The sequence below is a fragment of the Vibrio nomapromontoriensis genome (genome assembly GCF_050337205.1).
GTDB classification, from domain to species: domain Bacteria; phylum Pseudomonadota; class Gammaproteobacteria; order Enterobacterales; family Vibrionaceae; genus Vibrio; species Vibrio nomapromontoriensis.
Genome location: NZ_JAKJSS010000007.1, coordinates 156360 through 180272, shown reverse-complemented (window position 1 = coordinate 180272; position 23913 = coordinate 156360). Strand labels below are relative to the sequence as shown.

Here is a 23913-nt window from a genome sequence, read left to right as displayed (position 1 = left end):
AAGCGTCGAAACTAATTGTCGTAAGGAACCGAATTCATGTGCCACATTTTAAGGATATGGTTCGGTTCTTCGCAGCTGCCAAATAGTATTTGATATTTTGGCGTAAATGGTTCGCCGATATATGTGGTTCGGCTGAATTTTCCGGTCTTTAGGTCAATCTGTGTGACGACTCTGCCTTTAAAATTTTGGAAAATGACGAACTGTTCACTTTGAAAAACCAGTTGCTCTTGATAAAACCAAAAGTGGTCGCTTGTCGCGGTTAACGAGCACTTCATTGGCAATGTGGCCAATGAATAGGGGGACCATAGTAATAACGGACATAGTAATAACGAAAATAGTAATAACAGTAGTGATTGTCTCATCTTGGTTTTCCTTGGCTTTTTGGTAAGTATAGTCAGTGATTTGTGTGATACTGTCCCAAGAGTGTCGGCCATCATATTTCCTTATGTTTTTTTATTTGCACATACCTGACAAAACCCTCACACTAGGCGTACATTTGTAAACAGCTCTCTTTTTTGCAACATTTAATCCCGTTATGATCGATTTAGCCTTTACTATCCGTTCTGCGAAAGCAGACGATCTGGAAACGTTGAATGAGCTTATGTATGAATTACATCAGTATCATCACAAAGCCGTGCCAGAAGATTTCAAGTCCGCGGAAGAAGTGCAGCAAGAAAAGAGTATTGCCCGTTATCTAGACTCACCTGAGTGTTTGGTCCTAGTACTCACCGTTGATGGTTCACAGTCCTTTGACAATCAAATCGTTGGCTTTGTTACGGCGCAGTTTTGTGAACTTGTATCCCCGATTAGTCGCGCTTGTTTAGTGGGGAATATCGATGAACTGTTTGTCCTGCCAAGTTACCGACAACACGGCTATGCACAAGCGTTACTTGCCGAGGCAGAGCAACGTTTAAGTGAACTTGGGGCATCGCAAATAATGGTTGAAGTGTGGAATTTTAATCGAGCGGCACTTAATCTATATAATAAAGAGGGATTTTCCCCTCATATTCATTGTCTTAGAAAAAAAATATAATTTAGGTACTTTTGTGACTCAAATTTTGAGCCATATTGCTTTTACGCTTTTGCTGGCGTTATTAACAATACATCAGAGCTTTGCTTCTTCGGACAGCACATTTGTGACGTCGTCTAAGACGCCAGTGACTACATTTAATGAACTATCGGATAGCCTCCGACAACCATTTGTACATAACGATCCGCCGTTAGCCCCAACGGTGAGAGGTGCTTTATGTTTGGTTCGCAGCGATGATCGAATTTTACTTGTTGATGAAATAGTCACGGGTAAGCTATCACTTCCCGGTGGGACGATAGAGAATAATGAGGACCCACGATTAGCCGCCCAGCGAGAAACCTGGGAAGAAGCGGGTCTAGTAGTTGTTGTTGGCAGAGAACTAGGAAGAACGCAGCGAGCGGTATTTTATGAGTGTTTAGTTGAGTCCGATATCATTGCTTATAGCGAAACTAACTATGGGCGTGGTGTAGAGCTACCTATTTATTTCGCACCTCACTTTGGTGTGGAAGTTCGCAGTGCTAATTTACTCAGCCCAAAAACTGTGTCGCCACAGGAATACCGTTACCCGCAACAATGGCCTCTGGTTGAGGACATGTTTTTGTCATTAAGCAATCAGCCAATTAGTTATATTGATAATTTAATCAGCTCAGCGCCTCGAATCCATCAAGTGGAGTTGTCTTGGTTATCAAGTACACAAGAAGCATTAGTGAATGCCCCAAAACAACTTCAAGAGGTAGTGTTACTGGGTGGAAAGATCCTCTATGTATTAATTCAGCCCCTGTTACTTATCGCATTCTTGCCACTGTTTATTTGGTTGTGGGGGCGACACTTTACCGCTCAACTCATGTTTGCGGTGACAGCAACCTCATTATTTATTTTGGTAGCAAAGCAAGGTTTTAGCTTCCCTGTACCGCATGCCTACCTGCCTACACTCAATTACAATGAACGTAGTGGATTCAGCTTCCCTGATTTGTTGATGGCGAACTGGATTTGTATTTCGAGTATAGTCGTGAGCCAAATTAAACCTAATCACCTTGGCAAGTTTGCCATTGGCGCGTTTTTTGTCACTATTATCATTGCGTTTTATCAGTTTATTAGTGGTGGTGCATTTTTATCCGACATGCTCGCGGGCGCAATTATTGGCGCGCTAGTAGGCTGGCACTTTATTCGACATCATTTCAGTCTTACAGTGAGTGAAGATTATACTTTTACGCGCACCACTGTATGGGTTGTGCTTACTGTCGTTGCGGCACTTTTTGCGTATATATGGCAGTTCCCTTCATTTCTGAGTTGGCTAGCCCTTTGTGTTGGCATGTTGCTCTTTGCCGTCGCAAGTAGTTATTGTCCACCACGCTCACGAATGTGTTTGCGAGAGTTGTTATATTCGCTATCGGTAATTTTAGCCTTGTTGATTGGCTACTTTCATTTGGAAGATGCTGTAGCGCATAGCGGGATAGGGTCACTACTACTGCAAACCTTGGTCGTCCCCATCATCATAATCGTGCCAGCAGTTGTTATGATTTTATTTCGTAATCAGCAATGTCGTTAGCCGTTATTTCTAATGGTATTGTTGCCTCTTCGAAGGAGACTTGCTTTCGAAGACTCAAGAGCCATACTTCCACTGTTGGCGTATAAAGGCAAATTTTGCTTTAAAACTTGTATTAATCTACGACTCCACTGAAGAGGAGCGTTCAAATGATTATTGCAGTAATAGCAGCGTGCTCTGCGCTGATGGCCAATTTAGCCAGTCAATTAAATGGAGCGGCTGACGCGGCGATCGATAGTGTTGCGGATATTATGTTTATATAGTGAAAAGGTCTGCATAAAGCAGACCTTTTTGTTAGGTGTATTCCGTCCTTACTAAGGACGGAACCAAGCGTTAGTGATTAACGGCCAGTGTGTTACCTGATGACTTATCAGCGAAGTACAGCTTAGTCTCTTCGATGACAACATTTCTTAGCAGTACAAGGCCAATCAAATTGGGAATTGCCATTAACCCATTGACGATATCGGCGATAATCCAAATCATATCTAGATGTAAGAATGCGCCAGATGCTACTAAGCCAACAAAGATGATTTTGTACGGTAGTACGGCCTTTGTTCCCATGAGATAAACGACGCAACGTTCGCCGTAGTAGTTCCAGCCCAAAATTGTCGTAAAGGCAAAGAAAATAAGGCCAGTAGAGACCAGAAGTGGGCCCAGAGTGTCGTTATTAAGTCCAATAGCGAATGCATGAGTGGTCATTGCCGCGCCTGCTAGATCGCCTTGCCAAGCTCCGGTTAAGATCAATGCTAGTCCCGTCATGGTACAAATAATGATGGTATCGATGAACGTTCCCGTCATAGAAATAAGCCCTTGGCGAACACAGCTATCTGTTTGTGCTGCCGCTGCCGCCATAGGAGCACTGCCAAGTCCGCTTTCATTGGAAAAAACACCACGAGCGATACCAGACTGAATCGCGAGCATGATGCTGGCGCCCACAAATCCACCTGTTGCTGCCGTTCCGGTAAATGCCGAGACAATTACAAGCTCAATAGCGCCATATAATTGGTCAGCGTTGATGATAATGACGCTCATGCAAGCAACTACATAAAACACTGCCATTGCCGGTACGACTTTACCAGCCACTTTCGCGATGGATTTAATGCCACCTAATGTGACAAAAGCGACGAGAACAGTAAGGATGATCGCAGAGACTTCTCGTGATACACCATAGGAAATCTCGCTGGCATCAAGAATCGCATTAACTTGTGGGAAGGTGCCAATACCAAAGCACGCCACGCCCAACGCGAAGACGGCAAACATAGTGGCTAGGACGCGAGACCCAACACCGTCACGAAGGTAGTACATTGGGCCACCTAACATTTGGCCTTTGTCGTCAGTCGTGCGATATTTAACCGCTAGTAAGCATTCTGCGTATTTCGTTGCCATGCCAAATACGGCCGCGAGCCACATCCAAAATAGTGCGCCAGGGCCGCCGAGTTTAATTGCGGTCGCGACACCGACAATATTCCCAGTACCAATCGTTGCGGAAAGGGCGGTGCACAGTGCTGCAAAACTAGAGATATCACCATTATTGGAGTTTTCTTTGGAAAATATTAAGCGAAGTGCGGTGGGTAAATACCGAAACTGCAGTAAACCGAGCTTGAGCGTAAAATAGACACCGGTGCCGACTAACAGAATGAGTAATGGTGGTCCCCAGACAAAATTGTCGATGGTTTGAAGTGTAGATTGTAGGTTGTTCATGATTTCCCCTTAATAAAACTAAATTTAAGGAGAAGAGAGAAAGGGCAGTCACACTCGGAGGCCGCTTGATGACGGGGTACTCTAAATACATGACTACTCATGAAAACGATGAGTTGTTCAATATAGCTTTTCTCTCCTCTGTCCTTTTGCCTGAGAGTTTCACTCAACGTTTGCGTTGAGCTTGCTCCTTCGGCGACCGATTTAACGGTTCTCTCCAGAGGTTCCTCCAACAACAGTCCTCACTTTACGCTTCGAATAATTCGAAGTCTGATTTCTCAGAATAAAGCACCTGAAAGATTTACTTCTTCGGTGGGTTTAGTTAACTAAGTGTAAAAACTTAGTTAATAACCGCTCTCCTGCTGTCTTCATCGGAACAATTATCTATCTTGTAGATAATCTGCGAATGCAATCCTAGCGCAGTTAATTAGATAAGTCATGAATAAATTTACAATTTATTTTCACTTATTCGAGTGCAAGCCTTCGCCATTTGTTATATTTGAACAAGTTTCTGACTTAACGCACCTTACATTAAGTTAGAGTGGTGTAGAGTCAAGTTAACCCCTTGGAAGTACGCTATTTTGTTCATTTCTTAGCCTTGTCGCTAAAGGAGGTGTTATGACTCGTTTAATTGCCATTGCATTTTTGGTAACGTTAGCCTTTTTGCTTTTTCGTTACCGAACGAATGAAAAGGTTCAGCAAGGTGTGGTCATCACCCTGTTGTCAGGTTTTGCTATTTACGTCGCAACATTAGTGGTTACCGAATTAATTCGTTAAGTTACTATCTCGAGAACTTATCATCTCGACGACTAAATATTTGCCCAGTTGAGTGTACAAGCGCCATAAGAGGTTTGTGTGGAAAACAAAACGGAAGATCAAGAACAACACAATGAAGATGTTGTTGTCATTGAACAAAAGGACAAGCGTGCTCGCTTGTACATCGGCATCGCCGCCGCTTTAGGTCTTGCTGCTGGTGGGTTGATTGGTGCGACGATTACTCAAAATGATTGGCAACAGCGTTACAAAGAGCTAGATACTCAGTACCAAAGTACACTGAAAGTCACTCAAAAACAGGACTCAGAGCTTACCGAGCAATTGGCTCAAGCGGACTCCGATGCTCAACTTAGGCTACGCCAAGCTGTTGAACTTAAAGTTGCCGAGCATCAAGAGGAGCTAGATAAGCTGAATGAAAAGGTCGCCCAGTTGGAAAAGGCGAATGCCAGTCTTAAAGGCAAGATAGTTAATCAGAAAAAGGCTATCGTCACACAAGAAGAAAAGAACAGTCAATTAGTCCGTAAGACCGACATTCAAAGCTCGATGTTTGAACAATCTCAAGAGTTGTTCAAACGTGAAAGTGAGTTAAAAACAGAAGTAGCGAAGCTTGAGCAAGAGAAAGCGAAACTTGTTCCTGAGAGTAAGTCGTTGAAAAAAGACTGTGATCTGTTTTTAGCCGGCACATCATGGGACGCTAAATCTGATTCTTGTGATCGCCATGACCGTGTGACATCTAGGTTAAGTCAAATCGATCAGATGCTCAAAGTACACAATATGGATCTCAACCATATCGCTACGTTGAAACAAGAGCTCGGTATCCAATAACCTCATTTTACTCGTATGCCTCCCTCACTAATGTTTGCTATTGTGAAATTAGTGAGGGTATTTTACGTTTGTTGAGTTTGAACCCTGCCTAAGAATTGTGTAATTGATAACTTTCCGTTCAAAAAATCATTCACTATGAGTCGTAATTGTTAGTCGAGTAGGCTGATAGTCGTCAGTATTACCTCTAAATTGAGAAAACAGTCTATCGTCATAGGATGTCTTCTTTTGCCAAAGTCCCCGCTATTTCCGTTAACCACACTTGCATTACTTGTTTGTTCCTCTGTCGCTTTTACTGAGCCGGTGCAGTTCGTTGAAGCGAAACCTGCCGTGGTTAATGCCATCAATTATCACCAAGAATTAGATATCTCTTCCTATTATGTCAGCGAAAAGCTGGATGGTGTCCGTGCTATTTGGACTGGGAGCAAACTAGTGACGCGTTCTGGACGGGTACTTAATGCGCCAGATTGGTTTACTAGTGAATTGCCTGATATATCGGTTGAAGGGGAATTATGGGCCGGTAGAGGTCAGTTTTCCAAGGTGCAACAGACGGTCTTAGATACGGTTCCTAACAACGAACAGTGGTTAGATATTCACTATATGTTGTTTGATGCTCCAGGCCTTATGGGGAAGTTTGAACAACGCTATCAATTCCTTAATTCGTTTTGTGAAGGTCTCTCAGGGACCCACCTTCGATGTGTTGAACAGATGTCATTTGACACTCATAAAGATCTACAACATTACTTAGAATCGCTGACCAGTGCGGGGAGCGAAGGATTAATGTTAAAACAAAAAGGTGAGTTGTATCACCCAGGACGTAATGCTTCACTAGTTAAAGTGAAAAATGTGCAAGATGCGGAAGCGATTGTCGTTGGTTACAAGCCCGGTAAGGGGAAATATGAGGGGAAAATGGGCGCGATTTTGGTGGAGCTCAATGATGGTGCTCGATTTTATATTGGGTCGGGGTTTACCGATGTAGAACGCAGTAATCCACCAAAACTTGGCGATATGATAACGTTTAAGCACAATGGGTGGACGGTAAACGGTATTCCACGCTTTGCTCGTTACCACAGGATCAGGCTACCGGAATAGTGATGTGAGTAGCGGTTAATTATTGGTCAAGAACCTATACTTTACCCTTCTTAAATTGTTACCCGCTCATCGAGTGCATGAGTAAAGGTTGCCCAGCTAAGAGAGTGAACATGAGTATGCATGAGAAATTAGACTACGTTGAGTTTGCCGCACGGGACTTGACGGCAACTAAATCCTTTTTCAATGCGGTATTTGGATGGGAATTTCAAGACTATGGCGACGAGTATTGTGCGTTTTCAGGACAAGGTATGAACGGTGGCTTTTATCAGGCCGATTTGAGTTCGGTTTCAGCGCAGGGGGGCGCCTTATTAGTATTTTACAGTAATAATATTGAACAAACTTATGACAAAGTGGTGCTATCCAAGGGGCGTATTATACGTGAGATTTTTGAGTTTCCGGGTGGATGCCGATTTCACTTTATAGAACCAAGTGGCAACGAGTTTGCGGTTTGGTCAGAATCTAGATAAGAAAAAGGCGTTAGCGAGTTGCTAACGCCTTAACAGATTTGAGTTGCTCTATATCACTTGCTTACGAATAGAGTAATGACTCGTAGTTACTGATGGCCGGCGACCTTGCCGAGCTTTAACCAAGTGTCGATAACCGTATCCGGATTCAATGAAACTGAGCTGATACCTTGTTGCATTAACCATTCCGCAAGGTCGTCATGATCCGATGGTCCTTGACCACAAATTCCGACGTATTTGCCTGCTTTTGTGGCAGCATCAATTGACATTTTCAGCATAGCCTTAACCGCAGGGTTGCGTTCATCAAACAGATGAGCGACGTCACCGGAATCACGGTCTAGTCCTAACGTTAGCTGTGTCATATCATTTGAGCCGATGGAAAACCCATCGAAATACTTCAAAAACTCATCAGCAAGCACGGCATTTGATGGCAATTCACACATCATAATGACTTTTAGTCCTTCTTCTCCACGGCGGAGATCAAATTTAGCAAGTAGGTCAATAACCGATGCTGCTTCACTTGGTGTGCGGACAAAAGGAATCATGATTTCAACGTTTTTAAGCCCCATTTCGTTGCGAACACGTTTGATTGCTTGAGTTTCAAGCTCAAAACAGTCCTCGAAAACCGGAGAGATATAACGAGATGCACCACGGAAGCCCAGCATTGGGTTCTCTTCATGTGGTTCGAAATCACGGCCACCTACGAGGTTGCTGTACTCATTAGATTTAAAATCAGACATACGAACGATGACACGTTTCGGCCAGAATGCTGCAGCAATGGTGGCGATACCTTCGGTCAGTTTACTCACGTAAAAGTCGATTGGGTCCTGATAACCACGAATACGCTGTGTGATTTCGGCTTTAAGTTCATCGTCTTGAGCGTCAAAGTTAAGTAGAGCTTTCGGGTGAATGCCAATCATCTTATTGATGATAAATTCAAGTCGAGCAAGTCCTACGCCTTCATTTGGCAATTGCGCGAAGTCGAATGCTCGGTCTGGGTTACCGACGTTCATCATGACTTTTGTCGGTAGCATTGGCAATTCATCGACCGCTGAACGACGGACTTCAAAATCAAGTTCGCCTTCATAAACGTAGCCGGTTTCACCTTCTGAGCAAGATACTGTAACCGTTGCACCATCCGATAAGGATGTCGTTGCGTTGCCACACCCTACAATCGCAGGAATGCCAAGTTCACGAGCAATGATTGCTGCATGACAAGTACGACCGCCTCGGTTGGTCACAATGGCAGACGCTTTTTTCATAACAGGCTCCCAATCTGGGTCTGTCATGTCGGTTACGAGTACGTCACCTTCTTGTACTAGCGACATTTGATCAAGTGAGTCCACTAAGCGCACAGGTCCGCTACCAATACGTTGACCGATTGAACGGCCTTCAACCAAGACATCGGCTTTGCTATTGAGCTGGAAACGCTCGATAACATTAGTTTCGTTTTGAGAACAAACGGTTTCTGGTCGAGCTTGCACGATATAGAGTTTACCGTCGATGCCATCTTTTGCCCACTCAATGTCCATTGGACGCTGATAGTGCTTTTCAATGATCATCGCTTGTTTCGCTAGCTCTTTGATCTCATCATCCGTCAGGGAGAATTGGTTTTGCTCTTGCTCCGTGGTATCAACGATATCGACTTGTTTGCCAATTTCTTGATTTGTGGAGTAAATCATTTTGATCAGTTTAGAGCCAAACGTCTTTTTAACGATCGGTGCCTGACCGGCTTCTAGTAACGGCTTGTGGACATAAAATTCGTCGGGATTCACCGCACCTTGGACAACCATTTCACCTAGGCCCCAAGCGGAGGTGATAAACACGACTTGGTCAAAACCAGATTCGGTATCAAGCGTAAACATCACACCTGATGACGCTTGGTCTGAACGAACCATACGTTGAATACCTGCCGATAGCGAGATGCCACGATGGTCAAAGCCTTGGTGAACACGATAGGAGATAGCTCGATCATTAAAGAGCGAGGCATAGACGTGTTTCGTCGCTTCGAGCACGGCATCAATACCATGCACATTCAAAAATGTTTCTTGTTGTCCGGCAAATGAGGCGTCAGGTAGGTCTTCCGCTGTAGCAGAAGAGCGCACCGCGACAGAAAGTGCTGGATTGTCATTAATTAATTCACGGTAGTTAGAACGAATGTCTTGTTCTAGGTCCGCAGGGAAGGGGGCATCGAGTACCCATTGACGAATCATTGCGCCTGTCTTTCGCAGTGCGTCGACGTCATCAACGTCTAGTTCATCTAACAGTCCATGGATACGCTCATCAAGGCCTTCAAAGTCAAGGAATTGATTAAACGCGTGAGATGTTGTGGCAAAGCCATTTGGGACAGAAACACCAGCATTAGAAAGGTTAGAAACCATTTCGCCTAATGACGCGTTTTTGCCGCCGACTTTGTCGACATCTTCCATGGAAAGTCCATCGAACCAGAGGGTATTATTTTGCATGTCTATCTCCAGAAACATTGCAGCGTAGGGTAATAAGCAATCGTTTACGTATTCAGTCGAAAAATAGATAACTTTATTTTTCAAAACTGTGGGGGAACGTTCTTGAATGCTAGGGTTTGTTATCGATATTATGTAACGCATCCTACTTAAAATAATCTGAAAACTTAACTATAAAATGAAAAATTTAGGTCAAAGTCGTGACGTATTCTACGTTTCTGACGGAACAGCGATTACTTGTGAAACATTGGGGCATGTGGTTTTGGGGCAATTCTCGGTTACCGCCAGAGAAAAGACGTTTCCATTTGTAGAAAGTGACCATAAGGTAGATGAACTCATTAGGGAAATTAATCAATCATATGAACGTAATGGTGTTAAACCCTTGGTGTTCTTCTCGATTGTCGTGCCACATATACGAACTAAATTAATGGCGTCTTGCGCACATTGTTATGATGTCCTGGAAAGCGTTGTGGCTCAGGTAAAAGGCGATTTAAACATGGAGCCTAAACCTCAATTACAACGTTCACATAGTGTGGCGAAAGACTCGGATAAGTACTTTGATCGGATTGCCGCTATTGAATATACCTTAGCGCATGATGACGGGGTGTCTCTTAAGAATATTGAACAAGCAGACATTATTCTATTGGGAGTATCTAGAAGTGGTAAAACACCAACCAGTCTGTATATGGCGATGCAGTTTGGTTTGAGGGTGGTCAACTATCCCTTTATTGATGATGACATCAAGCGTTTACGCTTACTACCTGCATTTGAAATCCATCGCCACAAATTGTTTGGTTTAACCATTGACCCAGAGAGGCTTACTGAAATAAGAGAGAATCGTTTAGCTGGTAGTGATTACGCCAGTACCGAGCAGTGTTTACAGGAACTGGCAAGTGTAGAGGCGCTATTTCGTCGCGAAGCGATCCCTTATATTAATACCTCTTCATTGTCTGTTGAGGAGATCTCGACTCGAGTTCTGGAAAGGGCGGGGCTTAAGCGTCGTTTGTTTTAGCTTTTTAGCTGGTGGTTTTAGCATTTACTCGATGCTGTTACTTTTATTAGGGAGGCGACGAATCTCGACCGAGTATCACAGTAATTATAGTGTGGCGAGGTATACTCGTGACTATCTAGTATTGTTCTGTAGTATTTGAAGTATGTCGTTCGCACTATTTGTTGTCTTTTGTTTCTTGATGATCGTGTTAGTTTGTTATGTCGGATTGGTGAAACGAGAACCTGAATTATCTAGTGGTCGTTGGCGAATATTAGGCGTTTCGACCACGCTGTCAGCGCTGGTATGTGGTCTTTCTCTATTGGTTTGGAGTCAGCTTAAGTCGGATATACCGCCACTCGAGGAGCCAGCAGTGTTTAAAAATGGTGAAACCATGATGCTTGAGTTGCAACAAGCGTTAAAGCAAAACCCCAATAATAGTAAAGATTGGTTCACTTTGGGGCAAATGTACATGCAAACTAATGAGTTTGATGCCGCCATTACCTGTTTTGATTACTCCATACGGCTGTCGCAGAATCCTTACGCTGGACAATACGCTGCTATTGCTACGGCAAAATACTATTCTGAATCGCAAACTATGACGCCAGATGTGTTGAGTTTTTTAGATAAAGCATTGCAAATGGATGAGCTGAACGATACAGCGTTATTATTGATTGCCTCGGATCATTTTTTGAACTCGCGCTATGCCGACGCAATTGTACAGTGGACGAAAATATTAGATTCTAACCGACCGGGCATTCAGCGAGCTGCTCTCATCGAAAAAATTAATCAAGCGAAAAGTATGCTTTAAAATTACCGACCAAAAATTGTTGACACCGTAGGTGGTCAGTTGGCGTCGATGAGTTCTTTTAAGGTAAAAAAAGTGGTTTTTTTACAATGAGTACAGCACCATTTTTGTTTGGACGCTTTAAATAATTTTTCAACCCTAGTCCGACGAACTCTAGTAAAACTGGATGGGTTATTACACCCAGCACAAATACTTTTATTACTCATACATCCCCCTTTATTTTTTACAGAATGCTATTCTATTTGGGTGCGATGAGTCAAGGTTTCAATGGAGAGAGTCGTGTAGCCTACTGTATACGATGAAGTACAACTGGGAATTAATGGCGGTAAATGAATCCACCATACATATACTTGGTGGCTTCTGCGCCTAAAATAGCGACTTTGTTTCCCGGTTGTAGCATGCCGCTGTTCACCAGTTTGCCAAAGCTTGCCCAAATTGCTGCAGAACCGAGGTTTCCCCAATTCTTCGCATCATTAATGACTTTACAGCAGTCAATTCCCAGAGCTTCGCTAAGTTGACTATCAATGTGACCACTGGCTTGGTGCGGAATGATATAATCAAAGTCTTGAACGTTATGCCCACGCTGAGCCAAAGCTTGTATGCTAGCGTTAAACAACGCTTCGCCACTTTGCCTAACATTGGTCGCATTATGGTGAAAGCGGGCGATCGTTTTTTGGGTGTGTACGGATAAAGAGCCGCCATCTAAAGAAAGTCCCGGCGCCATGTCGGTGCCAATTTGTCCCATGAAGCACTCGCTAATGATGCCGCGCTGCGAACCATCGTCAGGCCCAAGGATGACCCCACCTGCGCCATCCCCCATTTGCATATAATTGACTAACTGAGATTGGTCTAAAAATGACTCGTTAAAATCAAAGTAGACCGAGCCGGTTTCGCTACCAATGACTGCGATAGGTTTACCTAACATAGCGATACGAGGAATTGCTATTTGTAATGCGCTAGCAAAACCCGTACACGCTTGTCGTAACTCCATAAATGGACCGTGAAATTTTAGCTTTTCCGTGACCCATGCAATGCTTGGAGGGAGTTGGGTATCTGGCGTGGTGGTATGACCGATCAGGTAGTCAATATCACTCAGAGACACTTGTGATTGAATCATCAATCGCTGCATGACTTCGACCACTAGATCTGAATTTGAGGGCGTTGGTTGGCTAACTAGGTGATGAATACTTCGGCTAAAGTGGCGCTGCTGAATACCGAGAAAAGGGGCTATGCGTGCGGCAATTTTGGCATAGCGTCTTCCTGATAGTTTCTCTAGCGCGGTAATCAACTGCTCATTGTTGAGGTGTTGGTCAGGAAAGGCATTGCTCGCCGCGAGTAGCTTAACTTGGCCGGGTAAAAAAACAGTGCTCATTGATTGCCTTCCTTTGAATCAAAAATAGTATCCAGTTCAACGCCTATTGTTTCGAAGGCGGTGCGTTCGCTCGCAAGGAGATGGTATAAACGTTCAGCAATACTGCTTTTAAGTGATGGCCATTGAGAGTGCTCAAAGCCTAACGCAAGGGCATGGCGTTTAGATAAAGTAACGTGCTTTGCTTCGTCTTGCTTAATTGCTCGACACAGTAAAACAAACGGATGGTCGCTATTTAGGTTGCCTTTTTCAATCGCTAGCATGAGTCGACAAACAAGCGCGTCCAAGCAAGCAATTTGCGCAAAGTGAATATCAAAGTTCTGTCTTAACCCCAGAGCGGCGAAAAAACGTTGGCTGCGACGTTTAATTTGGGTGATATCAGCAGGCTCTGGTAGCGTTAGGCGCACTAGCTCCAGTGCTTTTTCGTGATACTGCTCATCGGCAACGATTGATTCAAAATCTTCAACCGCTTCTTGGAGAGGATTATTGTCACGTTGTCGTTGAACTTCGTTATGAAATACCCACTGAGAGGACTGCTCGCCACATATCAGCAAAGGTAACAGACGCGCAAGGGCGATCTGTTGCTCTGTTGTGAAGTCGATGGGTTGCTGGCGATACTGAACCAGCCAGTTTTTTACTGGACTGTGGCTCTGAGCCGACTGAGGAAGAGAGGGAAAACAGGGTTTCATAAGTCTAGTCACAGTTCCTTCGATAACACGTACTATATATAGACCGTGAGATGAGAAAAATCTTTCAACGATTTGTATTAATTACTCATTTATTTTCAAATTGTAGTTTAAGTATTTGAGAATAACGACCTAAGCTATGAGACATAACGGTTGGTTTTGGTGGGGGGTAACGAATGCAAGGTATACCAAATGGTCTAATCGAAGGGCGGGTACTAGCAAAAAAACAATGGGCGGAAAACCTGTTTAGTTTAGAGGTATCGGCTGCTATTTTGCCTTATGAAGCGGGTCAATTTACTAAATTGGCGTTGTTGGACGAACAGGGGAACTGGCTAAGACGTGCCTATTCAATGGTCAACCACCCGTTACATGCTTATGGACACCAACATTTAGAATTTCTTATCGTAGCCGATGATTTAGGGCAACTATCACCAAGGTTACAGGCGTTAAATGTTGGAGATACACTCTTTGTTGGCAAGCAAGCATCGGGTTTTATGACATTGGACGAAATACCAAACGATGCACGTGAGTTATGGATGCTCGCAACAGGGACGGCGGTAGGGCCTTTTTTATCAATTTTAGAAGATGATTCGATCGCGACACGATTCGAGTCAGTGACATTAGTGCATGCGGTGCGCACGGCGAATGAATTGGTTTATCCTGAGATTACGTCAGCACTACGCGAACGACTGGGTAGCGCATTTAATTACCTGTCGATTGTTTCAAGGCAAGACCATGAGCCAAGCTTACGAGGTCGAATTCCAGCACTATTACAAAGTCACGACATTCAAAATAAGGTAGGGATAAGTTTGGACCCCTTAAGAAGTTTTGTGTATTTATGTGGTAACCCACAAATGGTTAAAGATACCAGTGCAACACTTGTGGAATTAGGCTTATCAAAACATCTACGCCGCAAACCAGGTCAATTTGCGAGTGAAAATTATTGGTAGTCCGCTTATTTTTATCCGATCGCTATCGCTAATCTGATAATCAAGGCATACATGTATCTAGACTAATACGTGTAACCGACGCCAATAAATGCTGATTCCAAACCTGTGTTGTAGCCTACATCAGCGGTGAACCCGGTAACCCCTGTCTTGAATAGTAAGCCAATATTGCCGTTAAAACGCAAATCTGATTCGTATTCTTTAAACGGAAGGTCGTTGACTTTTTCGATGCTGCGATTGGCCACGCCAGCCCCGACATAGCCAGCAATGTTATCACTTAGCGATTTCACCACGCCAATATTCAACGCAAAATCATCATTGTTTGGTCCTGTACCACCGGATAAATTTGAATAGAAGCCAAAGCTGAGGTTTCTATCGTGATAGAGGCCGACACCAAATCCACCATCACTCGTGGTACCAACGGTGACACTGTTATAATCACCCGCTAAAGCGGGGGCGCTGAGAAGGAATAAAGCGGTGAGTAAGCGTAGTTTCATAATGACCCTATTGAGTAATGGTACCCTGTGAGGTGAATGCTAGCGTCAACTTAAATATAGCGTTTATAAGTTAAGGCGCTATTAATAAAAGGTTATATTAGATGTGAAAAAAAAGCCCTAACTTTTGGTTAGGGCTTTGGCAAAAAATCGAATAGGTCACATCACTGTCTATAGATTGTAGACACGAGTCGCCAATGGCTTGACCACGCTTTGTTTAATATTTCGATTCTCTCTCTTTTTGCTCCGCTTCCCACTGCGGTACAACCGTATCTAGGAAGTGTTGCTTTTCAGCATTCATCTTATCCATATCCATACCCAGAGCGGCTTGCGCCTTTTCTTTGGTTGAAATATCTGGGATTTCCACTGGTTCGGTAATACCTTTTTTCGCGAGTAATCGAATAAGCTTCGTTCTGGCATCGGCTGCTTTGTCTACGGATGTCCCCAGAACTTCTAGTGCAACTTCTGGTGCGTGCATGTGTACACCGTGTGAAGCAATAGCATAATCCCAACGCCATTGGGCATGACGAATATCCATAAGGATTGGCTTCATTTCAGCTTCCGTCGCACCAGCATCCCATGCGGCGCCAGCTTCAAAGTGAGCGGCAACAAGTTGTTTCTCTGCAGTGAGCTTCATGTTGAGTACTTGAGCTTTACGTGAGGAAACAATATTTTGTAGTTGCTCTTTCGATTGCGTGTGACAGTTTGCACATGTGTCTTCAAAGCGATCAAACGGGTTGCCCACTTTATGATCGGTATAAACGGTGCCGTCTTCTTTCGTTACTTTCGGCATATGGCAATCAACACACACGACGCCATTTTTACCGTGTATACCTTCACGCCATGTTTCGTAGCCCGGGTGCTGAGCTTTTAGCATTGGCGCTTTAGACACGGCATGTTGCCAGTCTTTGAACTCAATACCATCATAGTACTCTTCCATTTCACCAACTTGAGTACCGCGATCCCATGGGAACTTAACCGTCTTATTAGGACCGGTGAAATAGTATTCAACATGACATTGTGCGCAGACAGAAGCCTGCTTATCTAAGCGAGATTGCTCGTCAAATTTCTTACCAATTGCTTCGAAAGCTCGCTCAACATATGGGCGAGTAAGGGCCAGTTCAGGTTCGCCATTTTGGAATTTTTCGCTGCGAGTATCATGACAGTCAGCACAGCCAATAGGATTGGAGATTTCAGAGCCTAAACGCGCCCACTTACCTTCGAAGTAGCCGTCTTCACCTCGCTCTTCAATCACACGAGCGACGTCTGGGCTTTTACAGCTCCAACATGCCATAGGCATGGGACCCGATTTAGGATCAGTTGGCCCACCAGTACGTAGTGTTTGTCTCACGTCGTCTAAGGCAAAGAAGTGACCGCGTGCTTTGTTATAGTCTTTGGCAAAGCCATAACCAGCCCATAGAATCACCATATTGGGATCTTCTTTAAGTGCGTCTTCTATTTGTTCACTTTCGCTGGTTTGTTTCCAGGTCTTATATTGATCTGGGTGCTTTTCTTCATAGGTTTGGTTTCTTGGATCTGCCAACCCATCTTCTGTTGTTGCAAAAGCCGGTGCACTAGCAGCAGCTAGTATTGCCAGCGATGCAACGGAACTAATAATCCAATGCTTTTTCACAGTGTAATCTCCGTATTCTAATTTTTGAAATGCGTTGTGGGGCTTTTCCGTAATAAGAATTGGAGATGTCACTTATGGTAAATGATTGATTTAAAGATTAACCACAGGACATAGTAATAATACGCCACAAATTGACATAAATTATTACATGTCGTCCTATTTCCTGTTTTAGATCAATTTATGACAGTGATCTTGGTCATACCTCGCAAGAACCAACCCTAAAGGGGTAGCTGTTGCGAGCAAGTTGATATTAATTATCATTATAAAACATTGGGTTATGTAAAATTACACACATAAATTATGGTGACTTTGCTCACTAAATAGCCCTAAAGAAGTAGGTAAAAGTAACAGTGAGGAATATGATTTTACTGTGAAGCGTTGTGGCTCATCCTAAATAAGAATTGATTGCATTTTCTCATGTTTACTTGGGGAAAAGTATTAATTATCGACCGAACTCCCAGTAGCTATCTGGTAGAGAAGGTTTAAGGAAAGGATACGATGGGCAATGTTAAATTGACCATAACGATAATGCTTCAGGCCCTTCTAGCATTTTCTATTTATGGTTTTTCACTCAATGCCTTTGCCGATGACGCCGCGCTCCCAACTAAAGGGGCAGCAGAAGAACGGTATAAGGTGGAGTTGATTCGCGACAAAGATTACAAATGTATTCAATGTCACAAAGACTCAAAGCAGACACTGGCTGGATCCCATGGAGAGGACGCAATCTCTATCATTGGAAAGGAGGTGAACTGTACTCAATGCCACAGTGATATTGGACCTGATCACCGTGATGGCGCTTCTACAGTGATTCAGTATCACGACGCTCAATCGCAGCCCGGCACAGATAAAGTATGGCTTTCACCTGAAGCGATACTTAAAGCGAACCAGCTCTGTACGGATTGCCACCAACCTAAATATTTAAGTGAAGACAGTTGGACGCATGACGTTCATGCTAAAAACTTAACTTGCAGCAACTGCCATTCCGTTCATGCTGAAAAAGCCAAAGTTTTATCTTTCGACCATAAAGCGAAGATTAAAATGTGTGTCGATTGCCATAAAGACTTCAACGAACTGCGTGAAGAGGAGGGCAAATGATATGAGTTGTTCTAGACGAAATTTTTTAGCTGGATCTGGTGCGGTTATTTTTACGACGGGTGTTGCAACAACATCGGTGCTTACCAGCACGAATTCGAATGCTTCAGCGGACAGCGCGGAAACAACCAAACGCTATGGCATGTTACATGATGAAAATGCCTGTATTGGTTGTACTGCGTGTACCGAAGCCTGTCGTGAAGTGAATAACGTGCCTGAGGGTGTTTCCCGATTGGAGATTAATCGCTCAGAGCCGATGGGTGAGTACCCAGATGTTGAATACCGTTTTACCCGAACTTCTTGTCAGCATTGCGAAAATCCACCTTGTGTTTATGTGTGTCCAACGGGCGCTGCATATAAAGATGAAGAAACCGGCATTGTTGATGTCCATAAAGAAAAGTGTGTGGGATGCGGATATTGTCTTGCAGCTTGCCCTTATCAAGTTCGCTTCTTTAACCCAGAAGACCACTCTGCAGATAAATGTAACTTCTGTCGCGATACCAACCTAGCCGCAGGCAAACTACCAGCTTGCGTTGAGAGTTGTCCGACAAAAGCGTTGATATTTGGTGATCTCAACGATCCACAGAGCAATATCAGCAAGGCAATTACGGTTAACGCGGTCTATCGAGATAAAGCGCATTTAGGGACTAAGCCTAAGCTTTATAAAGTACCGTTCCATAAGGGGGAGGTGTAGCATGAGTATTTGGGAAACTGCATTTCATTTTGACTCTTTAGTATGGGATTGGATCATTGCTATTTATCTGTTTTTGGCAGGTATGTCGGCGGGTGCAGTTATGATTGCCCTGTATTTGAAGCGCAACGTGATCGAAGGTAATCCAGCTGATAATGGCATATTGAAAGCTATGGCATGGCTAGCGCCATTTGGCATTATCGTCGGGCTATTGATTTTGGTATTCCACCTAACGAAGCCGTTAGAGTTTTGGAAGATCATGATTTACTTCAACCCAACTTCAGTAATGTCGATGGGCGTGATTTTGTTCCAAGTTTATATGGCCGTCTTGTTCGTGTGGATTGGACTTATTTTCCGCAAGCCGATTATGGACTTTTTAGGAGGGAAGTTTGATTTTGTTGAAACTATCCTGATCAAATTAGAAAAAGTCGAAAATGGAATTGAGATATTTTTGGGTGTGTTGGCGATCGTTCTCGCCGCTTATACGGGCTTCTTATTGTCTGCATTGAAGACTTACCCAATGTTAAATAATCCCGTTCTACCGATTCTTTTCTTATTTTCTAGTTTGTCCTCTGGCGCCGCCGCGAGTTTGTTGTTTGGTATCTTAGTGTTTAAAGAAGATGCACACAGCCCGAGTGTGAAGTGGGTACATAGTTTTGAGCGTCCGGTTGTATTGTTTGAATTGTTTGTGATCGTGACTTTCTTTACTGGCCTTATCTTTAGTGGTGGTCAAAACGAAGCAGCGGCTTGGAATGCTATCGGCGGTGGCTTTTGGTCGAACTGGTTCTGGTATGGGGTGATAGGTCTAGGGATGTTGTTGCCACTGGCAATGAACTTCTTTAGCTCTGATAACGTTAAACATAATCATGGATTTATTTTGGTTGTGACATCACTTAGCCTGCTAGGTGTATTGATGTTAAGGACATTTGTATTGTACGCAGGACAAATGACGGTTGTTTAACTCTGTTTGTGTACGCTAGCTAATGAATGTCGTCGTTCTTTTCGGAATGACGGCATCTTTTTTTCAAGCAGATATTTTTTAGAACATATGGTTTCAAATTGGTGTGTTTTAAAATGTATGGGCTTTCACTGTTGTTATTTGATTGAGGTTTTATGATTGGTCATATTGGATTACTCGCACTGATTTGTACCGCTATAGTCAGTACCTTAGGAGCGGCGTGCGGACTCATCTGCACAGGTAGAGTATCTCGATCAAACTTGATGGCGGATCTGGTGCGAGTCGTTCGCTTAAGCAGCTTTCTTGCCTTGTTTTTCTCACTATTGTCGATGGTGATACTGGCATACGGATTTGCCATTGATGATTTTGCGTTAAGTTATGTCTCACAGAACTCGAACAGCCAACTGCCACTACCATTTAAAATAGCAGCAACATGGGGTGGGCATCAGGGTTCAATGCTATTTTGGGTGGTGACACTGTCACTATGGTGTGTGTGTTTGTCGAAAGCACACTCGTCGGAGAGAGGGCATCGATTTCATGCCATATGGATCATGCTTTCCTTTATCGCCATTTTTGCATGGTTTACCCTTTTAGCTTCCAATCCATTTGAACTAAATCCGATCTTATTGACGCAAGGTCGTGATTTGAACCCAATGCTGCAAGACATTGGCTTAATCATCCACCCGCCTTTGTTATATATCGGCTATGTTGGCTTCGCCTCTGTTCTTGCTCTCGCCGTAGGGGCGCTCTTGGAAAATGAAAGTGGGTCAACATGGCTAAATGATGCGAAAACGTACACGCTTAATGCGTGGGTTTTTCTATCGGTGGGCATTGCAGTGGGCTCTTGGTGGGCGTACTACGAATTGGGTTGGGGAGGATGGTGGTTTTGGGATCCTGTTGAAAATGCCTCCTTACTGCCTTGGCTAACCGCGACGGCGTTGATGCATACCTTACTGGCGTCTCGAATGAAGAGCCAGCTTCTCATTTGGAGCTATTCACTGGCCTTTGTGACGTTTTGTTTGAGCATCTTGGGTACGTTTATTGTCCGCTCTGGCGTGCTTACCTCTGTTCATGCCTTTGCGGTTGACCCTAGTAAGGGTTTTACCTTATTGGGGATACTGTCGTTGGTTTTTATATTATCGTTTTTGATACTGATTAAACGTATTGATTCGATTCAATCACGAACGTTACGAGGCGTCTTAAACAAAAACTTTTTACTTCTGGCGTGTGCGAATCTATTTACCTTAGCCACGACTATTGTCGTATTTGGCACTTTCTACCCAATGGTATATGAGCTAGCAGGGCTAGGGAACATCTCGGTTGGTGCACCCTATTTCAATCTTCTCATTGCGCCATTGGCCATTATTGCGTTGTTTGCTGTCGGTTTTTCTGCATTGCTAAAGTGGGATTCGGCAGCGCCTTATCGCCTGCGTCCAACACTTGTAGGGTTAGCTGTCATGACCTTGGGGCTTGCTGGTGGTATCGTTAGCTACTACGTCTATCACAACGAATCTGTTGGCGCTGAATGGTCAATGTGGGCACTTTTCGCCACATGGGGAGCGCTTTGGGTTATTGTGACCCATGGGATCGCACTTTACCGCAGTCGAGCCACTTCTCACATTAAACGAATGGTGTACGTGTCAGTGGCTCATATTGGACTGGCAATTGTTGCGTTTGGCGCTGCTATGAACAGTGAATACTCGTATGAAATAACGCGAAAGCTAGGTCCTAGTAGCCAAGTTGAGTTCGGTGACTATCAACTTCATTATGTTGATACACATCTCTATGTTGCTCCTTCTTTCAGTGCTGAGCGAGCAGTGATTGAAATACGCCCGTTACATGATAAGGAAAGTGATATAGAAAAAGTGTGGTTGGCTCATCCGGAAAAACGCCATTACCCGATACGTGTTATGAATATGACTGAGCCATCTATGACTGCATTTTGGGACGGCGATATTTACATCTCTCTAGGCGAAAAAATTGATAGCAGACATTACGCGGTGCGGATTCAATTTAAGGCATTTATCCGTTGGATTTGGTTGGGTGCGCTGCTTATGGTTATGGGTGTTGCTGGCGTGTTAGTTAGTCAACGAGGGAAGGATAATGTCCGAGCATCATGTAAAACAATCGCTCAATAATAACTGGAGGGTACGGTGCGAAGTAGTCAGGTTTACGCGATAAATGGGGCAGGCTTTTGGGTGTCTGCTTTTGCAGTATTACTGTTAGCGACGTTTTGTTTTAGCATCTCACCGGCATCAGCCAATTCGAAATCGGTGGAGTTATTTGAATTTGACTCGATTAAACAACAAAAGGACGCAATAGCATTAGCAAAAACATTGCGTTGTCCTATGTGTCAAAATCAGAACTTGATTGAATCAAATTCGCCTGTAGCGAAAGATATTAGACTAAGAGTGTTTGAGCTAATAAAGCAAGGGAAAACAGAGCAAGAAGTGAAGGATTATATGGTTGCTCGGTATGGGCAGCACGTCCTTTATCAGCCGTCACTGACCAAACAAAATGCGTTGTTGTGGGGAGTACCGATTATTATTGCTTTGATACTTGTCGTGCTGATGTTTTATCGAGTCTCACGGTCTAAAGGCGATCACAATAGCCATGATGGAGGCTCGGTGTAGTTTAGACGTAAATGACAAATTTCTTCTAGTCAGCTTAGCGCAACTCATTGTAATATCGATGTAAAGGATGTTTATTTTGAGTAAAGGATTATGACACCCAAGCAAAGTGAATTTTTAGAAGAATACTTATCCACACTCTCTCAAGCTGAGCGAGCGGCGGTTCCTGCGGTTATCGCAGAGCATTTCTGCGCCGACGAATACAACGCAAATGAATGCGCGCGACTAATTGATGAAGGCATAAAAACCGCAACCTGTAGTCTTAAAGCCGGGTATGTGGTGGATGATGAGCCACTTCCAGAGATCGGGCGATTATCTATAGTGCTTAACTGGAATCAAGAGCCGATGTGTATTGTTAAAGTGACCAGTGTGGCGATTTGCGCGTTTGATAGTGTGACGCCTGAATTCGCTTTTATGGAGGGTGAGGGCGATCGCAGTTATCCATCTTGGCGTACGTCCCATATCAACTTCTTCCAGAGCTATGCTTCGCAGTTAGGTTTAACTTTTACTACTGAGGATGATCTTGTTTTGGAAACGTTCGAGAAAGTCTATCCCGTCGGCGTATAACGTCCTTTTCGATGAGACAATTATCATGAGGCTAGCTTTCTGAAGCAACCATTATGAAAATAAGTATTGAAAGTAGTCGCCTTCGTATGCGTCAAATCAACGCTAGTGATGAGAGTTTTTTTGAAGCGCTTCACAGTGATAAGCGGGTGACTCACTTATGTTTTGATGTACCAACAGATGTGGAAATTCATCAGAAGTTTATACAGCGCTTACCCCCTTGGCATGTTTCCGCATCTCATTGGTTATGTTTAACGATTGTTGAAAAAGAAACAGGCAAGAAGGTTGGTATTACCGGCTTTATTATTGATGGTAATAAGGCTGAGGTCGGCTATTTACTGACACCTGAATGTCATGGCTTTGGCTTTGCGACAGAATCATTACAAGCGCTGTTAAACTGGGCGCAATTTCACCTTCCGGATATCGCTTTTGAGGCGACGGTGACCTATGGAAATACCCAGTCTGAACGGGTGCTGAGTAAGTGTGGTTTTACTTTGGTAAAACGAGTGCCTGATGCCTACATGATTGATGGTCAATGGCATGATGACATGATTTATGCTCTGTAGATGTTTGTCGCCATGAGGCAGCGGTGACGTTGCTATCTTTCTAAATTATTATTTTGTATATCAAAAGGATACCCTGGTATCGCGTTGAGGTTATTGAGTTAAAAGGAGTTACTCAGTGAGTGTGACCTATAGAGAAATGCAATCAACCGATTATGATTCGGTTATTGGGCTGTGGAATGATACAGAAAACATGCAATTGCGCGAGGCTGATAGCCGAGAAAGTATTACCGAATACTTAGATCAGAACCCAAACTTGAGCTATGTCGCCATGGTTTCAGGTCATATTGTAGGTGCCGTGTTAGTAGGGACGGATGGGCGTCGAGGTTATATTCAACATCTTGCGGTAGCGGATAAGCATCGTGGTAAACGAATTGGCCGAGGTTTAATTGAAAAAGCGACCCAAGCTTTAGGATTGATTGGTATTAATAAAACGCATCTTTTTGTTACCACTGAAAACGAAAACGCACAGCAGTTTTATCGTTCGTTAGGGTGGGAAGATCGTAAAGAAATCAAAATGTATTCCTTCAATGCCTCGGCGAATTTGAATATCTAGCGTCAGTCAGTGCTATATAGGACTAACCTTTACGACATTGCCGTGT

Annotated in this window: 24 protein-coding genes and 1 riboswitch; of the genes, 17 read left to right on the top strand and 7 right to left on the bottom strand. The window is 43.7% G+C overall.

Going from position 1 to position 23913, the window contains the following annotated elements:
• Positions 1 to 11: 11 nt before the first annotated feature.
• On the bottom strand, positions 12 to 362 hold the full coding sequence (locus L4D05_RS04905) for a hypothetical protein (protein WP_428750844.1): 351 nt from the start codon (positions 360 to 362) through the stop codon (positions 12 to 14).
• 173 nt (positions 363 to 535) lie between these two features.
• Between L4D05_RS04905 and L4D05_RS04900 the strand changes: the two genes are divergently transcribed.
• Both L4D05_RS04900 and L4D05_RS04895 read left to right on the top strand, forming a co-directional pair.
• The gene (locus L4D05_RS04900; RefSeq protein ID WP_428750843.1) at positions 536 to 1033 is read left to right on the top strand and encodes a GNAT family N-acetyltransferase; all 498 of its coding nucleotides are present in this window, start codon (positions 536 to 538) and stop codon (positions 1031 to 1033) included.
• A 13-nt stretch (positions 1034 to 1046) separates the two neighbouring features.
• Entirely contained in the window at positions 1047 to 2579 is a 1533-nt protein-coding gene (locus L4D05_RS04895; protein ID WP_428793206.1) for a bifunctional NUDIX hydrolase/phosphatase PAP2 family protein, read from the top strand.
• A gap of 330 nt (positions 2580 to 2909) precedes the next feature.
• On the opposite strand, the gene L4D05_RS04890 is transcribed toward L4D05_RS04895, so the two are convergent.
• Positions 2910 to 4277 (bottom strand): alanine/glycine:cation symporter family protein, encoded by a 1368-nt coding sequence (locus tag L4D05_RS04890; protein ID WP_428750841.1) that lies wholly within the window; start codon positions 4275 to 4277, stop codon positions 2910 to 2912.
• Positions 4278 to 4405: 128 nt separating this feature from the next.
• Positions 4406 to 4505: riboswitch (glycine riboswitch) on the bottom strand.
• Positions 4506 to 4892: 387 nt separating this feature from the next.
• Here L4D05_RS04890 and L4D05_RS04885 point away from each other — a divergent pair.
• From L4D05_RS04885 to L4D05_RS04870, 4 genes are all read left to right on the top strand, one after another.
• The gene (locus tag L4D05_RS04885; RefSeq protein WP_428750840.1) at positions 4893 to 5051 is read left to right on the top strand and encodes a hypothetical protein; all 159 of its coding nucleotides are present in this window, start codon (positions 4893 to 4895) and stop codon (positions 5049 to 5051) included.
• Between the two features lie 78 nt (positions 5052 to 5129).
• Positions 5130 to 5873: a chromosome partitioning protein ParA gene (locus tag L4D05_RS04880; protein WP_428750839.1), complete on the top strand. Its 744-nt coding sequence runs from the start codon at positions 5130 to 5132 to the stop codon at positions 5871 to 5873.
• Positions 5874 to 6098: 225 nt separating this feature from the next.
• Positions 6099 to 6962 carry a DNA ligase gene (locus L4D05_RS04875; protein WP_428793205.1) on the top strand — a complete coding sequence of 288 codons (864 nt, stop codon included), beginning with the start codon at positions 6099 to 6101 and terminating at the stop codon, positions 6960 to 6962.
• Positions 6963 to 7072: 110 nt separating this feature from the next.
• Positions 7073 to 7429: a VOC family protein gene (locus L4D05_RS04870; protein WP_428750836.1), complete on the top strand. Its 357-nt coding sequence runs from the start codon at positions 7073 to 7075 to the stop codon at positions 7427 to 7429.
• Positions 7430 to 7515: 86 nt separating this feature from the next.
• Here L4D05_RS04870 and ppsA read toward each other — a convergent pair whose 3' ends face one another.
• Entirely contained in the window at positions 7516 to 9909 is a 2394-nt protein-coding gene (ppsA, locus tag L4D05_RS04865) for a phosphoenolpyruvate synthase (RefSeq protein WP_428750835.1), read from the bottom strand.
• Positions 9910 to 10066: 157 nt separating this feature from the next.
• Here ppsA and ppsR point away from each other — a divergent pair, with 157 nt between their 5' ends.
• On the top strand, positions 10067 to 10900 hold the full coding sequence (gene ppsR / locus L4D05_RS04860; protein ID WP_428793204.1) for a posphoenolpyruvate synthetase regulatory kinase/phosphorylase PpsR: 834 nt from the start codon (positions 10067 to 10069) through the stop codon (positions 10898 to 10900).
• A gap of 142 nt (positions 10901 to 11042) precedes the next feature.
• Entirely contained in the window at positions 11043 to 11687 is a 645-nt protein-coding gene (locus L4D05_RS04855) for a TPR domain-containing protein (protein ID WP_428793203.1), read from the top strand.
• 313 nt (positions 11688 to 12000) lie between these two features.
• Here the strand turns inward: L4D05_RS04855 and L4D05_RS04850 are convergent, their stop codons facing one another.
• A complete protein-coding gene (locus L4D05_RS04850; RefSeq protein WP_428793202.1) occupies positions 12001 to 13056 on the bottom strand; it encodes a 3-oxoacyl-ACP synthase III family protein in 1056 nt (351 codons plus the stop codon).
• Complete coding sequence (locus tag L4D05_RS04845; protein ID WP_428793201.1) at positions 13053 to 13742, bottom strand: hypothetical protein; 690 nt, start codon at positions 13740 to 13742, stop codon at positions 13053 to 13055. Before L4D05_RS04845 ends, L4D05_RS04850 begins: the two co-directional genes overlap by 4 nt.
• A 173-nt stretch (positions 13743 to 13915) precedes the next feature.
• Here L4D05_RS04845 and L4D05_RS04840 point away from each other — a divergent pair, with 173 nt between their 5' ends.
• Positions 13916 to 14689, top strand: a complete 774-nt coding sequence (locus L4D05_RS04840) for a ferredoxin--NADP reductase (protein WP_428793200.1) — start codon at positions 13916 to 13918, stop codon at positions 14687 to 14689.
• A 62-nt stretch (positions 14690 to 14751) separates the two neighbouring features.
• On the opposite strand, the gene L4D05_RS04835 is transcribed toward L4D05_RS04840, so the two are convergent.
• Both L4D05_RS04835 and nrfA read right to left on the bottom strand, forming a co-directional pair.
• Positions 14752 to 15183, bottom strand: coding sequence for a hypothetical protein (locus tag L4D05_RS04835; RefSeq protein ID WP_428793199.1), 432 nt, complete (start codon positions 15181 to 15183; stop codon positions 14752 to 14754).
• A gap of 214 nt (positions 15184 to 15397) precedes the next feature.
• Positions 15398 to 16813, bottom strand: a complete 1416-nt coding sequence (gene nrfA / locus L4D05_RS04830; protein ID WP_428793198.1) for an ammonia-forming nitrite reductase cytochrome c552 subunit — start codon at positions 16811 to 16813, stop codon at positions 15398 to 15400.
• Positions 16814 to 17311: 498 nt separating this feature from the next.
• Here nrfA and nrfB point away from each other — a divergent pair, with 498 nt between their 5' ends.
• The 8 genes from nrfB to L4D05_RS04790 all read left to right on the top strand — a co-directional run bounded on the left by nrfB (position 17312) and on the right by L4D05_RS04790 (position 23867).
• Positions 17312 to 17908 carry a cytochrome c nitrite reductase pentaheme subunit gene (gene nrfB, locus L4D05_RS04825; protein ID WP_428750827.1) on the top strand — a complete coding sequence of 199 codons (597 nt, stop codon included), beginning with the start codon at positions 17312 to 17314 and terminating at the stop codon, positions 17906 to 17908.
• A 1-nt stretch (position 17909) separates the two neighbouring features.
• Positions 17910 to 18599: a cytochrome c nitrite reductase Fe-S protein gene (nrfC, locus tag L4D05_RS04820; RefSeq protein WP_428750826.1), complete on the top strand. Its 690-nt coding sequence runs from the start codon at positions 17910 to 17912 to the stop codon at positions 18597 to 18599.
• Between the two features lies 1 nt (position 18600).
• Positions 18601 to 19557: a cytochrome c nitrite reductase subunit NrfD gene (nrfD, locus tag L4D05_RS04815; protein WP_428750825.1), complete on the top strand. Its 957-nt coding sequence runs from the start codon at positions 18601 to 18603 to the stop codon at positions 19555 to 19557.
• Positions 19558 to 19709: 152 nt separating this feature from the next.
• Positions 19710 to 21692: a heme lyase CcmF/NrfE family subunit gene (locus L4D05_RS04810; RefSeq protein WP_428793197.1), complete on the top strand. Its 1983-nt coding sequence runs from the start codon at positions 19710 to 19712 to the stop codon at positions 21690 to 21692.
• A gap of 15 nt (positions 21693 to 21707) precedes the next feature.
• Complete coding sequence (locus L4D05_RS04805) at positions 21708 to 22187, top strand: cytochrome c-type biogenesis protein (RefSeq protein ID WP_428793196.1); 480 nt, start codon at positions 21708 to 21710, stop codon at positions 22185 to 22187.
• A gap of 90 nt (positions 22188 to 22277) precedes the next feature.
• Positions 22278 to 22751 (top strand): ASCH domain-containing protein, encoded by a 474-nt coding sequence (locus L4D05_RS04800; RefSeq protein WP_428793195.1) that lies wholly within the window; start codon positions 22278 to 22280, stop codon positions 22749 to 22751.
• 53 nt (positions 22752 to 22804) lie between these two features.
• Positions 22805 to 23314 carry a GNAT family N-acetyltransferase gene (locus tag L4D05_RS04795; protein ID WP_428793194.1) on the top strand — a complete coding sequence of 170 codons (510 nt, stop codon included), beginning with the start codon at positions 22805 to 22807 and terminating at the stop codon, positions 23312 to 23314.
• A 136-nt stretch (positions 23315 to 23450) separates the two neighbouring features.
• Positions 23451 to 23867, top strand: a complete 417-nt coding sequence (locus tag L4D05_RS04790) for a GNAT family N-acetyltransferase (protein ID WP_428751163.1) — start codon at positions 23451 to 23453, stop codon at positions 23865 to 23867.
• Positions 23868 to 23913 lie beyond the last annotated feature (46 nt).

What these genes read in the sequence shown, in the direction of transcription:
- L4D05_RS04850 (WP_428793202.1), bottom strand. Translation starts at nt 13,056, where the DNA reads ATGAGCACTGTTTTTTTACCCGGCCAAGTTAAGCTACTCGCGGCGAGC.
- L4D05_RS04845 (WP_428793201.1), bottom strand. Translation starts at nt 13,742, where the DNA reads ATGAAACCCTGTTTTCCCTCTCTTCCTCAGTCGGCTCAGAGCCACAGT.
- L4D05_RS04900 (WP_428750843.1), top strand. Translation starts at nt 536, where the DNA reads ATGATCGATTTAGCCTTTACTATCCGTTCTGCGAAAGCAGACGATCTG.
- L4D05_RS04795 (WP_428793194.1), top strand. Translation starts at nt 22,805, where the DNA reads ATGAAAATAAGTATTGAAAGTAGTCGCCTTCGTATGCGTCAAATCAAC.
- L4D05_RS04790 (WP_428751163.1), top strand. Translation starts at nt 23,451, where the DNA reads ATGCAATCAACCGATTATGATTCGGTTATTGGGCTGTGGAATGATACA.
- L4D05_RS04840 (WP_428793200.1), top strand. Translation starts at nt 13,916, where the DNA reads ATGCAAGGTATACCAAATGGTCTAATCGAAGGGCGGGTACTAGCAAAA.
- L4D05_RS04810 (WP_428793197.1), top strand. Translation starts at nt 19,710, where the DNA reads ATGATTGGTCATATTGGATTACTCGCACTGATTTGTACCGCTATAGTC.
- L4D05_RS04870 (WP_428750836.1), top strand. Translation starts at nt 7,073, where the DNA reads ATGAGTATGCATGAGAAATTAGACTACGTTGAGTTTGCCGCACGGGAC.
- L4D05_RS04905 (WP_428750844.1), bottom strand. Translation starts at nt 362, where the DNA reads ATGAGACAATCACTACTGTTATTACTATTTTCGTTATTACTATGTCCG.
- L4D05_RS04885 (WP_428750840.1), top strand. Translation starts at nt 4,893, where the DNA reads ATGACTCGTTTAATTGCCATTGCATTTTTGGTAACGTTAGCCTTTTTG.
- nrfC (WP_428750826.1), top strand. Translation starts at nt 17,910, where the DNA reads ATGAGTTGTTCTAGACGAAATTTTTTAGCTGGATCTGGTGCGGTTATT.
- nrfD (WP_428750825.1), top strand. Translation starts at nt 18,601, where the DNA reads ATGAGTATTTGGGAAACTGCATTTCATTTTGACTCTTTAGTATGGGAT.
- ppsA (WP_428750835.1), bottom strand. Translation starts at nt 9,909, where the DNA reads ATGTTTCTGGAGATAGACATGCAAAATAATACCCTCTGGTTCGATGGA.
- L4D05_RS04835 (WP_428793199.1), bottom strand. Translation starts at nt 15,183, where the DNA reads ATGAAACTACGCTTACTCACCGCTTTATTCCTTCTCAGCGCCCCCGCT.
- L4D05_RS04800 (WP_428793195.1), top strand. Translation starts at nt 22,278, where the DNA reads ATGACACCCAAGCAAAGTGAATTTTTAGAAGAATACTTATCCACACTC.
- L4D05_RS04855 (WP_428793203.1), top strand. Translation starts at nt 11,043, where the DNA reads ATGTCGTTCGCACTATTTGTTGTCTTTTGTTTCTTGATGATCGTGTTA.
- ppsR (WP_428793204.1), top strand. Translation starts at nt 10,067, where the DNA reads ATGAAAAATTTAGGTCAAAGTCGTGACGTATTCTACGTTTCTGACGGA.
- nrfB (WP_428750827.1), top strand. Translation starts at nt 17,312, where the DNA reads ATGGGCAATGTTAAATTGACCATAACGATAATGCTTCAGGCCCTTCTA.
- L4D05_RS04890 (WP_428750841.1), bottom strand. Translation starts at nt 4,277, where the DNA reads ATGAACAACCTACAATCTACACTTCAAACCATCGACAATTTTGTCTGG.